A 14,021-nucleotide genomic window follows, 5' to 3' on the forward strand; every position below is an offset into this window, starting at 1 on the left:
CATCAGCTCTCATGAAAATGATTGTAGACCAGTTTCGCCACCTGTTCTGAAATGCCGTCGACTTTCCTCAGATCCTCGATGGCGGCACGGCTGACCGCCTTGGCGGTGCCGAAATGCATCAGCAGCGCCCGCTTGCGGCCGGGGCCAATGCCGCTGATCTCGTCGAGCGGGCTCTTGACCATCTCCTTCTTGCGGCGCGCACGATGCGAGCCGATGGCGAAACGGTGGACCTCGTCGCGCAGCCGCTGAACAAAGTAGAGGACGGGATTGCGAACCGGCAACGAAAACGAATCCCTGCCCCTGACGAAGAAGCGCTCGCGGCCGGCGTCGCGGTCCTGGCCCTTGGCGATGCCGATGGCCACCACGCGGTCCTCGATGCCGAGATCAGAGAGGATCTTGCGCACCGCCGTCATCTGGCCCTGACCGCCGTCGATCAGGATGACGTCGGGCCAGGCCGGGAAGCTGCCGGAGATGTCGTCTTCGATATCATCGCCCGCCTCGCCTGCTGCCGCGTCGGCCACGACGACATCGCCATGCTCCTTGAGCAACCGCGAAAAACGCCGTTCCATCACCTCGCGCATCATGCCGAAATCGTCGCCCGGCGTGATCTCGGTCGAGCGGATGTTGAACTTGCGATACTGGTTCTTGACGAAGCCTTCCGGCCCGGCGACGACCATGGCGCCGACGGCATTGGTGCCCATGATGTGCGAGTTGTCGTAGACTTCGATGCGCACCGGAGGCTTGGCGAGACCAAACGTCTCGGCGAAACCGGCAAGCAGGCGGCCTTGCGTCGAGGTTTCAGCCAACCGGCGGCCGAGCGCCTCACGGGCGTTCTGCAGGGCGTTGTCGGTCAGGTCCTTCTTCTCGCCGCGCTGCGGCACCGAGATCGAGACCTTGCGGCCAGCGCGGGTCGACAGCGCCTCGGCCAGCAGTTCCTGGTCCTCGACGGTTTGCGACAGAAGCATGGTGCGCGGCGTCGGCTTGTCGTCATAGAACTGCGCCAGGAACGAGCCCAGCACTTCCGATCCCTCCAGCGCCGGGTCGGCCTTGGGGAAATAGGCGCGATTGCCCCAGTTCTGGCCGGTGCGGAAGAAGAACACCTGGATGCAGACCTGGCCGCCTTCCTGATGGATGGCGAAGACATCAGCCTCATCGACAGTCGCCGGATTGATGCCCTGATGGCTCTGTACATGCGACAGGGCCGCCAGCCGGTCGCGATAGATCGCGGCGCGCTCGAAATCGAGGTCTTCCGAGGCTTGCTGCATGGCAGCCGAGATTTCGGTCTTCACCTTCTGGCTGCGGCCCGACAAGAAGTCCTTCGCCTCGCCGACAAGCTCGGCGTAGTCCTCGTGCGAAACCTCTCCGGTGCAGGGTCCGGCGCAGCGCTTGATCTGGTAGAGCAGGCAGGGCCGCGTACGGTTCTCGTAGAAGGAGTTGGTGCAGCTGCGCAGCAGGAAGGCGCGCTGCAGCGAATTGATGGTGCGACCGACGGCGCCAGCCGAAGCGAAGGGTCCGTAATAATCGCCTTTGCGGGAGCGGGCGCCGCGATGCTTGTAGATGCCGGGCGAGACATGGTCGCCGGTCAGAAGGATATAGGGAAACGACTTGTCGTCGCGCATCAGCACATTGAATCGCGGCCGCAAGCGCTTGATGAGATTGGCTTCGAGCAGCAGCGCTTCGATCTCGGTGCGGGTGACGACGAACTCCATCGTCGACGTCTCGCGCACCATGCGGCCGATGCGGTTGGTGTGGAACCGGCCTTGCGCATAGTTTGTGACGCGCTTCTTGAGGCTGCGCGCCTTGCCGACATAGAGCACGTCGCCGGCGGCGTTCATCATGCGGTAGACGCCGGGCGCGTTGGGCAGCCGCTTGACCAGTGTCTGGATCACTTCGGCGCCGACCATGCCTTCGGCGTCGCCGGCATGCGGCGTCCAGTCGATGGCGGTGAAGGCTATGTCGGGCCCGGCGGGTTCGACGATCTCCTCCACAGCCTCGTCCTCGAGGTCGAGTTCGACTTCGGGAGGCATGTCGTCGCCGCCACTACGTGGCTTGCTTTTCTGATCTACAGGACTCATTCCGCCATGCCTGTCACATCGGGTGTCTGCCACGCAAGATGCTGGCCGCCATCGAGCGCGATCATCTGGCCGGTGACAGAGCGCGCTTCCCAGAGATAGCGGATGGTGGCCCCGAATTCCGGCAATTCCGGGCCGCGTTTGAGGATCAAGCCATCGACCTGCGCGGCGAAATCGCTGTCATCCTGGCGAGCATTCTTCAGGGTCGGTCCCGGGCCAATGGCATTGACGCGGATACGGGGACCCAGCGCTTGCGCCATCATCTGCGTGGCCGTCCACAGCGTCGACTTGGACAGCGCATAGGAGAAATAGCGCGGCGTCGGCCGCCAGACGCGCTGATCGATGATGTTGACGATCAGCCCCTCCTGCCCTTGCGGCAACGCCAGGGCGAAGTTCTGCGCCAGCAATGCGGGCGCCTTCACATGCACGGCAAAGTGCCGATCCCAGGCCCGCCAGTCGAAGTCCAGAACCGAATCGTCCTCGAACAGCGACGCATTGTTGACCAGCAGCGAGAGCGGTCCGAGCGCGGCTTCCGCCTGGCCGACGAGGTCGCCGACGGCGTCCATATCGGTAAGGTCGGCGGCGATCACGGCGGCGCGGCCGCCGGTCCGGTTGATCAGGCCGGCCAATGCATCCGCTTCGTCGCGCGACCGATTGCAGTGGATGGCGACGGCAAAACCGTGGGCGGCGAGATCCTCGACGATCGCCCTGCCGATCCGTTTCGCCCCGCCCGTCACCAGCGCCGTGGCAGTGGCTTTGCTCATCTGGTGTCAATCCTCAATTTCGGGCCGAAAACACAATGCCGGCGAAATGTGTCCCGGCAGGCGTTAAATGGCGTTCGCACCTTGGGCAGCATTGTGGCGAAACAACCAATTCGCATTCCGACTCGTCCTGAACTTGGAGCCGCCCGATCGCAATATAGGACGCTGGACTCCTTGCACCAAGCGGTGTGCAGTGCAGCATGAAGCGGCTCCTGCCATTTCGCTGTTGCGAAGATGCAACGTCAAGGTTCCGCCTCAATCGCGCCGGGGAATGACCCAAGTTCAGGTTCGCTTCAGCCGCATTTTGACACGACATTTGGAACCGACGAACGCCAGATCCGTTTCACCCCCCGGACGGGTCGATGGCGATCGTGAGAAACAAGCCTGTGTCCTGTGGCTTAAGGAGTAAAGAACAATGCAAGCCAATCTCAAATTCGCACGGCCGCTGGCCGTGGCGCTCGGGCTCTTCGCCCTCAGCGGAACTGCCTATGCCGCGGACGTCGTCCAGGAAGAGCCGCCGGCACCCGCGCCGGTTGCCGAACTTCCGGTCGCTTCGTGGGCCGGGCCCTATGCCGGTCTCAACGTTGGCTATGGCTTTAGCGGCCGTACCAAGGAGAGAGATTTCGGCGTTGAAACCGATACCAAGGGTTTCGTCGGCAGTGCCTTCGGCGGCTACCAGTGGCAGCAGGAGAACTTCGTCTACGGTGCTGAAGCCGAACTCGGCTACAACGGCATCAAGGGTGACGACAACGGCATCAATTCCAAGGGCGGCTTCGAAGGCTCGCTGCGTGCCCGTCTTGGCTACGCCGTGACCCCGGAAATTCTGCTCTATGGCACCGGCGGTCTCGCCGGCAGAAGCCTTAAGGTGGAAGACACTGTCCTTGGCAGCAGCGATAGCGCCACCATGCTCGGCTGGACCGCCGGTCTCGGCACCGACATCAAGCTGACCGACAACGTGTTCGGCCGCGTCGAGTACCGCTACACCGATTTCGGCAGCAAGGACTTCGGTGGTGGCATCGGCAACGTCAAGGCAACCGACAACCGCGTCACCTTCGGCGTCGGTATGAAGTTCTAAGTCGTTCAAGCCACGACACGAAAAAGCCGGGCCTCGCGCCCGGCTTTTTTTGTGTTCGACGGCGGCTTCGGTCTCCTGCCTGCCGCATTGCACGGCCTGCATAAATATCCCCCCTCTGTATGCGTCTCAAAATTTGCCGTTGCACGGCATCAAGGCTTGTGCCTATAGTTAGTACGTGGCTCGCACGAACAAACAGAACCACCTGTGATGACCCCTGCAGACAGCGCCCCAGGATATGTGGCCGACGCACGGTCAGGATGCGTGCCGGGAACACTCCGTCAAAAGGGGATATGCACAGTGAACCGCTTTCAAAAACTCTCGACCGCGGCGCTCGTCGCGGTATCCTTCGCGCCGGCAGCACTTGCCGCCGATGACAAGCTGACGATCGGCATCATCACGTTCTCGACTTCCGACGTCGACACCAACCAGATGGTCGACACCATGACCAAGGAAGCCCAATCCAAGGGCTGGGCGGTGGAAACGCTCAATGCCAACGGTGATCCGTCGCAGGCGATCACCTCGATGAAGCAGTTGGCGACCAAGAAGGTGAGCGCCATCATCGTCACGGTGTTCGACTCGACCGGGCTGGCGGCCGGGCTGCAGGCGGCGGCGGATGCAAACATCCCGGTCCTTTCGGCCGGCGGCGGCATGGCCGACGGCATCGCGCTTTCGGCCAGCACCGGAGCCGCACCGCCGCTGATCGACCTGATGCTGAAGGATATCGGCAACGCCGGCACCGTGCTCGACCTCACCTATCATCCCGGTATTCCGTGCCGGGAGCGGGCCGACGCCTTCGATGCGGCGGTGAAGGCCAATCCAGGACTCAAGGCGACGTCGCACGAGATCAGCATTCCTGGTGCCGCCGAATCCTCGCAGGCCGCGACCAGCGCCTGGCTCGCCGCCAATGCCAACGCCAAAGGACCATTCGCGATCTTCAACTGCTATGACGACAATGCCATGGGAGCGATCGCGGCGCTGAAGCAGAACAGCCGCAACGACGTGAAGGTCTATTCCTTCAACGCCACGGCACCTGCTGTCCAGGCGGTCAAGGACGGAACCATGACCGCCACGCTCGGCGTCGACCTGACGTCAGCCGGCAAGATGCTGGTCGACCAGATCCCCGACATCCTGTCGGCCGGCGACCAGTGGAAGCCGAAATCCTTCGTGCCGGGCTATACGCTGGTCACCAAAGGGAATGTCGACCAGTTCATGAAGGACAATCCGCAGTAAGTTTCTGCCGATCGAGGGTGCAGCCGGGCTTGCCCGGCCGCGCCGGTTACCCTTCATGGGAGCCGCAATGCCCGCAGACCATTTTCTGTCCGAAACCTCCGCTCCGGCAGAGGCACCCAGCACTTCGCCGTCAACGCTGGCCAGATATCCATCGGCCAGTGCGCGCGACCGGCGCGCGCTGCTGATGCGCCTGCTCGGCACTTACGGCACCATCATCGTGCTGGCGTCGATGCTCGTGATCTTCTCGGCGCTGCAGCCGGGAACCTTCGCGACAGTCGGCAATTTTCGCAACATCATCAATGACATGGCGATCGGCACCATCGTCGCTGCCGGTCTCACCGTACCGCTTGTCGCCGGCGATTTCGACCTCAGCATTGGCTATGTCGCGAGTTTCTGCGGCCTGCTCGTGGTCGGGCTGCTGAGCAGCAGCGGGCTGTCGATCCCGCTCGCCATTATCCTCGTCATCTGCCTTGGCACCATCATCGGCGTCGTCAACGGCATCGTCGTTTCCAAGATCGGCGTGAATGCCTTCATCGCCACGCTCGGCACCGGCACCATCGTCGTCGGGCTGAACTACGCCTATTCGGGCGGCATTCCGCTGCAGCTCACCCAGTCGCGCCAATTCACCAACATCGCCATCGGCCGGATTGCAGGCGTGCCACACCTCGTTATCATCATGGCCGTGGTGCTGGCGCTGTTGTGGGTGATCCTCAATCGCACGGTGCAGGGTCAGCACATCAAGGCCATCGGCGTCAGCCCGGAATCGGCGCGCCGCGCCGGTGTCGCCGTCGACAGCAGCCGCATCGTCGCCTTTGCCATCGCCAGCACCTGTGCCGCAATCGGCGGCGTGCTGATGGCCTCGAACCTCGGGTCCGGCCAGGTAACGGCGGGGGACAGCTTCATGCTGACCTCGTTCTCCGCGGCCTTCCTCGGCTCGGCAGCCCTGAGAGAAGGCCAGTTCCATATCCTCGGCACCCTGATCGGCGTGCTGACGGTCGCCGTCGGCAACAACGGCCTGGCCATGATCGGCGCACCGATCTTCACCCAATTCCTGTTCACCGGATGCCTGCTCGTCGTCGCCGTGGCGCTCGGCGGCATCGGTCGCCGCTACGGAAGGGGATAGGCCATGGCCCAGGCAACGCTGCTCAGCCTGCGCGATATCTGCCGAAGCTTCGGCGGCATCCAGGCGCTCGACAATGTTTCGCTTGAAATCGCCAAAGGCGACATCATCGGACTGGTCGGTGACAACGGCGCCGGCAAGTCGACGCTGATCAAGATCCTCGCCGGCGCGCATGATCCGACCTCGGGCGACGTCATCCTCGAAGGGCGGCCGCAAAAACTGTCGCCGCCGGCCGAGGCGCAACGCCTCGGCATCGAGACGGTCTATCAGGATTTGTCGCTGATCGGCACCTTCACCGCGGCCGAGAACTTCTTCCTTGGCCGCGAACTCGCTCTTGGCCGCGGCCCCGCGCTGCTGCGCTGGATCCGCCGCAAATCGATGGGCGACACCGCGGTCAAAGGCCTCGATGAATTGCATATCGATATCCCCGGCGTGCGCTCAAAGACGGTCGAGCGCATGTCCGGCGGCCAGCGCCAGCTGGTGGCGATCGCGCGCGGCGCCTTCTGGGGCCATAAGCTGTTGCTGCTCGACGAACCGACAGCAGCGCTCGGCGTGCGCGAATCCCGCGAGGTGCTCGAGCTGATCAAACGACTGACCGCAAAAGGGCTGACCATCGTCATGGTCACCCACAATCTCGATCACCTCTGGCAGGTCTGCAATCGCGTGGTGGTGATGCGTCGGGGCCGCAAGGCCGCCGACCTCCTGAGTTCCGGCACCAGTATGGAAGAGGTCGTCGCCTACATCACCGGCGCCAAGGCGCCGCAGACCCGCTCCCCCAACGGCGAGGCAAGCGCATGAGCGCGACCGACGCGATGACGCTAGGCCGGCTTCTGGCTGAGGCGCCCAATCGCTGGGGCCATTGGGGCGCCGATGACGAGATCGGCGCGCTCAACTACCTGACCGCCGAAGAGGTCAAGCGCGGCCTCGCCACGGTGCGCGATGGCCGCACCTTCACGCTCGGCGTGCCGATCGCAACCCATGAGGGCGACGCCGTGTTCCCTGGCCGCTGGCCGGCGAAGCATTTCATGGTCGCCGACAAGGCCGGGTTCGAGAATGGCCACTGGCACCCTCTTCCCGGCGGCCTCGAATTCGCCGACGACTATGTCACCGGCTTCGCCCAGGCCGGTACGCATTGCGACGCGCTCGGCCACATGTGGTTCGACGACATGCTATGGAACGGCTTTGCGGCATCCAGCACCAATGGCGGCATGACCAAGGCCGGCATCATGCCTATCGCCGAGCGCGGCATCGTCGGCCGCGGCGTCCTGCTCGACATCGCCCGCTTCCGCGGCAAGCCGGTGCTCGACCGCGCCGAGACCTTCACCCATCACGACCTGATGGGGTGCGCGCGGGCACAAGGTGTCGAGATCTTGCCGCGCAGCATCCTTCTCATCCGCACCGGCTGGGTCGGTGCGCTGGCGGCGGGACGCAAGAGCATCGGCGAAAATTATTGGGAGCCCGGACTGACCTTCAGCCTCGATCTCGTGCGCTGGTTCGACGAGATGCAGATCCCGAGCCTGGTCACCGACACGCTGGCCAACGAAACCACCTACGAGCCAGGGAGCGGGCTGATGCTGGTGCTGCACGCGGCGCTGATGCGCAATCTCGGCGTCGTCTTCACCGAAATGGCCTCGCTCGACGCCCTGGCCGCCGATTGCGCAGCGGATCGTCGCTACGAGGGTTTCTACTGTGCCAGCCCGGCCAAGGTGAGCAAGGGCACCGGCGGCTCGGCAAATCCAGTGTTCATCAAATAGACGGAATGGCTTCATGACTTCTGCAGACGACGCGACGCAGCTTTGTTTCCTGCCGGCCACGGAACTGGCCCAGCGCATCCGGCGCCGCGACCTGTCACCGGTCGAGGTGACCGAGGCGTATCTGCGCCGCATCGAGGCACGCAATCCGGTCGTCAACGCCTATACGCTGGTGCTGGGCGACGAAGCGATGGACGCCGCGCGCGTCGCCGAAAAGGAGGTGATGGCCGGCGTGCCGCTTGGGCCGCTGCATGGTGTGCCGGTCGGCATCAAGGATCTCGACGATGTCGCGGGCGTGCCGACATCGATGGCGTCGCGGGCGGTCAAGAACCGGGTGCCGGAAACTAGTGCGGTGGCGGTCGAACGCCTATTGGATGCCGGCGCCATCGTGCTTGGCAAGACCAACACGCCGGAGTTCGGCCACAAGGGCATCACCGACAATCTGCGCTTCGGGCCGACCAGCACACCTTTCGCAATCGGCTACAATTCGGGTGGCTCGTCGGGCGGCAGCGCGGCGGCGATTGCCGACGGCATGGCGGCGCTGGCGCAAGGCACCGACGGCGGCGGCTCGGTGCGCATCCCTGCTTCGTTCAGCGGCACTGTCGGCTTCAAGCCCTCCTTCGGCCGTATCCCTTCAGTGACGCGCCCCGACGGGTTCCTGTGGGGACATCCGCTGGTCCATATCGGGCCGCTGGCCCGCACCGTTGCCGATGCAGCGCTGATGACCAGCATCATGGCTGGCCCGCACAGCCGAGACCCGCTTAGCCTGCCGGACGATGGTGTCGACTATGTCGCCGCCGCCGGCGGGCAGACACGTCCGCTGCGTGTCGCCTACAGCCCGCGCCTCGGTAATTTCCCCGTCGACCCTCAGGTCGCGAGCGTGATTGCGGCCGCGGTTGAAACCATGCGGGACAATGGCATTGCGGTCGATGAGGTCGAGCTCGATTTCAAGGCCGATCACAAGGAGCTGGCGGCGTTGTGGGTGCGCACGATCTCGATCCACTATGCGGCGATCGCCGTGTATTGGAAACAGGAAGGCATCGACCTGATGGTCGAACACGCCGCGGTGCTCACTCCGCAATTCCTGGCCATGCTGGAGGGCGCCTACAAGGTGACCGCCGTCGAGCACGCCCTCGACGGTCTGTTGCGCACCGGCGTCCATGATGGGCTCGAAAATGTGTTCGAGACCCATGACCTGATCGTCTCGCCGACGCTGGCCATTCCGCCGGTCAAGAATGCCACCGACGGCAACACGATCGGGCCGACCTCGATCAATGGCGAGGCGGTCGATCCGCTGATCGGCTGGTGCATGACCTACCCGATAAACTACACCGGCCACCCGGCGATCTCGGTCCCGGCCGGGCTCACCCCGCTCGGCCTGCCGGTCGGGATGCAGATCATCGGCAAGCGGCATGCCGATGCAAGCGTGCTCGCCATGGCCGCGCGCTTCGAGCGCATGCAGCCCTGGTTCAAGAGCTATCCGGGGCTGAAGGGGTAGGCGGAGCGCTGACGCTGCCGATCTCCCCCCTTGCGGGGAGATTGGCTCTCACCTTGGCTTTCGCCAATCAGCTAAATCGGCAGCTGCAGCAATTCCGAGATCACCAGCCCCGCAGCACCCAGCAGGGCCGCGCCGTCACCCGCGTCGCCGGCAATGAACTCCATCGTGCTGCCCGGCCGCGCCGGCACCATGGCGCGGACGTGGGCGGCGATGGCGTCGAGCAGGCGATCGCCGCCGAGCACCACATCGCCGTGCAGGATGAAGACGTTGGGCGCCACCGTCTGCTGCAGATTGGCGATGCCGACGGCTACGTTGCGGGCGTAGCGGTCAAGCAATTCGGCCGCGCCCGGCAACCGCCGCGCAGCCATGTCGACAAGGCGGGCCGAATCGATCAGATCGGCTTCGGGCAAAGCCGCACGCGTGGCCTCGCGCCGCAACCAGCTCAGCGTGGCGATGGTGTCCCAGCAGCCGCGCCTGCCACAACGGCAGAGCTCGCCGTCGAGCTGCACGAAGGTGTGGCCGAGTTCGCCGCCGGCGCCAGCCGTGCCACGATAAAGATGGCCATCGAAGTAGAGTGCGCCACCCAGCACTTCGCCGGTGTAGACGACAGCGAACTGCCTGACGCCGCGTCCGGCGCCGAACCAGCGGTCGCCGACCAGCAAGGCGCGCGGATGGTGGTCGAGCTTGACGGGCAGACCGAAACGCCTGCCGAGATCGTCGGCAAGCGGGTAGCGGTCGAGTGAGGGCGCGAGGTTGACGGTAACGATCGAGCCGCGATCGGTATCGACCATGCCCCCGACACCGACGCCAATACCGAAGGGCGTGCGCCGCGCCTTGGCCAGCGTATCGCCGACGCATTGCGCGATCGTTTCGATGATTGGCTGAACCGGCCCCCTGCCGTCGGGCAGCGCCATCTTGCGCTCCGACTCGATCTTGCCGTCAAGCGTCGCAACGCAGGCATGGACAGCGTCCGGCATCAGCAGGACGCCGCAGATCGGACGGGCATGGGGCGAAAACCACAGCGGCCGCGCCGGCTTGCCGCCGCCGGGATTGGCGGGGATGGGATCGCTTTCGACCAGCACCTGATCGTCGATCAGCGGCTGGACGATGCCGGAAATGGTGGTGCGGTTGACGCCGGCAAGGCGCGCCAGCTCGGCGCGGCTGGTCGGCCCGAGATCGAACAGGGCCTGCAATACACGCCCGCGATTGGTGGAGCCGACCATCGAGGAGGACAGCAGTGCCTTGCGCCCGCGCCCCGCCCTTTCCGTGCCGGCACCATCGCCGGGCGGCGTGAACGCTGCGTTGCGTGCGCCGTTCGGGCTGTCGTCGTCGGTAATGTTCATCGCTGGGTTTTCACAGAGACATTCTCAAAAACCTTTCTAGCCCAGGAGCTTGCCGGTTTCGAGAACTTTGTGCGAGACGGCAACAAACTCGCCGAAAACTGTATGCCGGCCCTGCCCGCGCCAGCTTCGCTGCCGCCTCAGCGCCTCACCCGGGGACCTTAAAGTGTCTCGGCAGGTGGGTGGACCGACGGCTTTTGCTGGAAACCGTCATGGGTCGGAATCGACGGCAGCCGGTCGAGCCATTTCGCCCGCGAGCGCATGACGACCTGCGCATCCGGCCGATAGTCGTCCGGATCGGTCATCGTGGCGGCGTGAACATGAATCTCGGTGGGCCATTTGTCGGAGCGGGAATATAGCCTTGAGCCGCAGGACGGGTAAAAACCGCGAAATGTGGTGGGCTGCTCTCGTAATGCACGATGTCGCCGGTCCAGGTCAGATGCTCCGGTCTCATCCCCAGGACGGCCGTGAACGGGGCGGACGTGGCGCGCTGGCAATCGGCGGTGTGACAGCGTCGCTTTGCGACCTTGTTGGGTCTCAAGTTGGGGAAAGGTAGGAGCTGCCGATCTCCCCCTTGCGGGGGAGATGGCCGGCAGGCCAGAGGGATGTGCGAAGGAACTCGGCCTCCGTCCCCAGCACTCTCGTTTTGAGCTATGCTCGGAGATGCTGCCAACGGACAGGTTGGCAGGACAGCACTCCTCTGCCCTGCCGGCTATCTCCCCCCGCAAGGGGAGAGATTGGACGTCACGCCGGCTTTCGCCAATCTCCAACCTCGAAGACCAACTCGTCGCTCACCCCGGCACCGCCGGCTTCAGCTCCGGGAACTTCTCGTCGAAGCGCGCTGCCCAGCGCGTCAGCCGGGCGCGGCCCTTTTCCCATTTTCCGGCAAAGCGCAGTGCGAGATAGCCAAGGCAGGCGCGCAGCGCCATGTGGCCGGCGGTGATTTTCTTCGGCAGCTTTGGCGGGTTGGCATTGAGCAGATCGAGCGCTGCCGTGATCTTCGCCCACTGCCTGTCGAGCCAGGGCTCATAGACCATCTCTTCAGGCCGCGTGCGCCGCTCATAGACCATCGAAAGCGCGCAATCGCAAATGCCGTCCGCCAACGCCTCCAACACCTCCGCATCGAGGCGCTTGTCGGGATTGCGCGGAAACAGCGCGCTCTTCGAAACACGGTTGAGGTGCTGGGTAATGGCGCGACTGTCATGGATCGAGCGGCCATCGTCGAGCACCAGCACCGGGATCTTGCCCAGTGGATTGGCGCCGATCAGTTCGGCCGGTTTGTCCTCGGTCTTGATCGGCACGAGATCGATGGCGATGCCGGCATAGGCTGCTGCCATGCGAACCTTGGAGCTGTAGGGAGACGAGGAAGCATAGAGCAGTCTGGACATGATCGGGTTCCTGTTTGCGGCCGGCACTTTTGCCCGGGAGTGGCTGCCCGGCAATGGCCAGGCGACAAAAAACCAGCTGCCAGAAAACCGGTGATGGTTTCCTGCCATGGCCATTGCGACATGGCCACAGTGACATGGCTACAGACGGATCCGCGATCAGACGAGCAAGAAGATCTCAGCAGAGCGGAAGCATCCGATCTGCTTTTCAATCCTCCGCAACCCCGGCTTCGCGGCGGGGCATTCGTTTCATGACCAGGCACGAAAGAAAGCCAAACCGCGCGAGCAAGCGAGGCAGCCTGTCCGGCGCCTCGCTTTGCTGCCCTGGCCCCCTCCGACGATCCTGCGCATGGCCCGAAAACCAGCTTCGGTTTCCGGAATGATCATGCGCCGATCGCAAGTGTCAAAGCGTTCTCCGTGCATCCAGCAGGACACACGGTGCTCCAACAAGACCCAGTCTACTTCTTGGCCGGCGCCTTCGCCTTTGCCGGCGCTGCCTTGGCCTTGGGGGCCGCGGCTTTCTTCACGGCAGGCTTTGTTGCCGCCGCTGCCGCTTTCTTGGCCGGTGCTGCCTTTGCGGCGGGCTTGGCCGCGGCCTTCGCGGGCGCTGCTTTCTTGACTGCGGGTTTCGCCGCCGCCTTGGCTGCAGGCTTCTTGGCCGGTGCTGCCTTGGCGGCCGGCTTTGCCGCTGCCTTCGCCGGCGCTGCCTTCTTCACTGCCGGTTTCGCCACGGCCTTGGCCGCTGCCGGCTTCTTGGCCGGTGCTGCTTTCGCCTTTGCCGGTGCTGCCTTCGGCTTGGCCGCGGGTGCTGCCTTCTTCACTGCTGCCGCGACCTTCGCCGTTGCTGCTTTCACAGGTGCTTTCTTTGCCGGTGTCTTGGATGCCGGCGCCTTAGACGACTGCTTCGCCATATCATGCCCCTTGCGTTACGCCGACGGCCGTGAATGACCTCGACGGGGAATGCATATCTGACTCGCGGCTCTCTAGCCAGCGAAGCATAAGACTGATTTTCGCAGCTTAAATTTTGGTTACTGATGGCACACGATCATGCTGATCATCGCAAAAATCCTTCGCTGATCTTTGACCATTGCCGGAAGTTCGCCGCCGACATTCTCCGCGCCCTGCGAGACCGGCCTCGCCGTCAAGCTCCGAAGGTCAGCGAGCATGATCTGCGGCATGATCGGTGCGAACATCTGGTGCAAGCGGACGATCTACACGGATCACATGAGCAATGCGCTCACCGATCGCTGCATCACCTTGTCAAGGGCGATCCCATCACCGCTTGTCGCGAATTGACAGATAGCTCTATTTCACAGAGTATTCTGCATGATACGAAGGAGTGCTTCGATGTCGATCGCACACGAGCAAGCGGCGCTGTTGCTGTCCCGGATCACCGAGATGTCGCCCCGTGGCAGCCGCCTCGTCGGTGATGGTCTCCGGCTTCGCCGCGCCGGAGCCAATCGATGAGCGCCGACGAAATCATCCACCAGAGCACGCGGCTCAGGATCATGGTCGCCCTGAACATGCTGGAAAGGCGCGAGGTGCTGGAATTCACCCGGCTGAAGGCCATCGTGGACGTCACCGACGGCAATCTCGGCGCGCATCTCGATACGCTGGTCAGGGCCGGCTATGTCGAGATCGAAAAGCTGTTCGTCGGACGCCGGCCGCAGACGCGGGTCAGAGCAACGACGAGCGGACGGCGCGCGTTCCGCAGTCACGCCGCTTTTCTGCGCAAAATTCTTGATCAGGCCGGAGTGCCGCAGCGCAGAAAATAGCGCGCGATTCTCTA

The 14,021-nt window shown here is 64.0% G+C and carries 14 protein-coding genes; 7 read left to right on the forward strand and 7 right to left on the reverse strand.

Annotated elements, in window-relative coordinates; genetic code table 11:
- Positions 1 to 2: 2 nt before the first annotated feature.
- Together uvrC and AC1RZR_RS26450 are read right to left on the reverse strand one after the other, a co-directional pair.
- Positions 3 to 2,075, reverse strand: coding sequence for an excinuclease ABC subunit UvrC (uvrC, locus tag AC1RZR_RS26445; RefSeq protein WP_481826466.1), 2,073 nt, complete (start codon positions 2,073 to 2,075; stop codon positions 3 to 5).
- Positions 2,072 to 2,836, reverse strand: a complete 765-nt coding sequence (locus AC1RZR_RS26450; RefSeq protein ID WP_481826467.1) for an SDR family oxidoreductase — start codon at positions 2,834 to 2,836, stop codon at positions 2,072 to 2,074. Before AC1RZR_RS26450 ends, uvrC begins: the two co-directional genes overlap by 4 nt.
- Positions 2,837 to 3,248: 412 nt before the next feature.
- Between AC1RZR_RS26450 and AC1RZR_RS26455 the strand changes: the two genes are divergently transcribed.
- The 6 genes from AC1RZR_RS26455 (at position 3,249) to AC1RZR_RS26480 (ending at position 9,507) form a co-directional block, all read left to right on the forward strand.
- Positions 3,249 to 3,908 carry an outer membrane protein gene (locus AC1RZR_RS26455; RefSeq protein WP_477276320.1) on the forward strand — a complete coding sequence of 220 codons (660 nt, stop codon included), beginning with the start codon at positions 3,249 to 3,251 and terminating at the stop codon, positions 3,906 to 3,908.
- A gap of 297 nt (positions 3,909 to 4,205) precedes the next feature.
- Positions 4,206 to 5,138, forward strand: a complete 933-nt coding sequence (locus AC1RZR_RS26460; protein WP_481826468.1) for a sugar ABC transporter substrate-binding protein — start codon at positions 4,206 to 4,208, stop codon at positions 5,136 to 5,138.
- Positions 5,139 to 5,205: 67 nt separating this feature from the next.
- Complete coding sequence (locus AC1RZR_RS26465) at positions 5,206 to 6,261, forward strand: ABC transporter permease (protein ID WP_481826469.1); 1,056 nt, start codon at positions 5,206 to 5,208, stop codon at positions 6,259 to 6,261.
- A 3-nt stretch (positions 6,262 to 6,264) separates the two neighbouring features.
- The gene (locus tag AC1RZR_RS26470; RefSeq protein WP_481826470.1) at positions 6,265 to 7,056 is read left to right on the forward strand and encodes an ATP-binding cassette domain-containing protein; all 792 of its coding nucleotides are present in this window, start codon (positions 6,265 to 6,267) and stop codon (positions 7,054 to 7,056) included.
- Positions 7,053 to 8,012, forward strand: coding sequence for a cyclase family protein (locus tag AC1RZR_RS26475; protein WP_481826471.1), 960 nt, complete (start codon positions 7,053 to 7,055; stop codon positions 8,010 to 8,012). The genes AC1RZR_RS26470 and AC1RZR_RS26475 overlap by 4 nt, the downstream gene beginning before the upstream one ends.
- Before the next feature lie 13 nt (positions 8,013 to 8,025).
- A complete protein-coding gene (locus AC1RZR_RS26480; RefSeq protein ID WP_481826472.1) occupies positions 8,026 to 9,507 on the forward strand; it encodes an amidase in 1,482 nt (493 codons plus the stop codon).
- Positions 9,508 to 9,578: 71 nt separating this feature from the next.
- Here the strand turns inward: AC1RZR_RS26480 and AC1RZR_RS26485 are convergent, their stop codons facing one another.
- The 5 genes from AC1RZR_RS26485 to AC1RZR_RS26505 all read right to left on the reverse strand — a co-directional run bounded on the left by AC1RZR_RS26485 (position 9,579) and on the right by AC1RZR_RS26505 (position 13,434).
- Entirely contained in the window at positions 9,579 to 10,850 is a 1,272-nt protein-coding gene (locus AC1RZR_RS26485; RefSeq protein WP_481826473.1) for an ROK family protein, read from the reverse strand.
- 158 nt (positions 10,851 to 11,008) lie between these two features.
- Positions 11,009 to 11,152: a hypothetical protein gene (locus tag AC1RZR_RS26490; protein ID WP_477276307.1), complete on the reverse strand. Its 144-nt coding sequence runs from the start codon at positions 11,150 to 11,152 to the stop codon at positions 11,009 to 11,011.
- A gap of 486 nt (positions 11,153 to 11,638) precedes the next feature.
- Entirely contained in the window at positions 11,639 to 12,235 is a 597-nt protein-coding gene (locus AC1RZR_RS26495; RefSeq protein WP_481826474.1) for a glutathione S-transferase family protein, read from the reverse strand.
- A 455-nt stretch (positions 12,236 to 12,690) separates the two neighbouring features.
- Positions 12,691 to 13,086, reverse strand: coding sequence for a hypothetical protein (locus tag AC1RZR_RS26500; RefSeq protein ID WP_481826475.1), 396 nt, complete (start codon positions 13,084 to 13,086; stop codon positions 12,691 to 12,693).
- A 174-nt stretch (positions 13,087 to 13,260) separates the two neighbouring features.
- Positions 13,261 to 13,434 (reverse strand): hypothetical protein, encoded by a 174-nt coding sequence (locus tag AC1RZR_RS26505; protein ID WP_481826476.1) that lies wholly within the window; start codon positions 13,432 to 13,434, stop codon positions 13,261 to 13,263.
- Positions 13,435 to 13,695: 261 nt separating this feature from the next.
- On the opposite strand from AC1RZR_RS26505, the gene AC1RZR_RS26510 reads away from it, so the two are divergent.
- Positions 13,696 to 14,007 (forward strand): transcriptional regulator, encoded by a 312-nt coding sequence (locus AC1RZR_RS26510; RefSeq protein ID WP_477276301.1) that lies wholly within the window; start codon positions 13,696 to 13,698, stop codon positions 14,005 to 14,007.
- Positions 14,008 to 14,021: the final 14 nt, after the last annotated feature.

The sequence above is a fragment of the Mesorhizobium bavaricum genome (genome assembly GCF_056781655.1).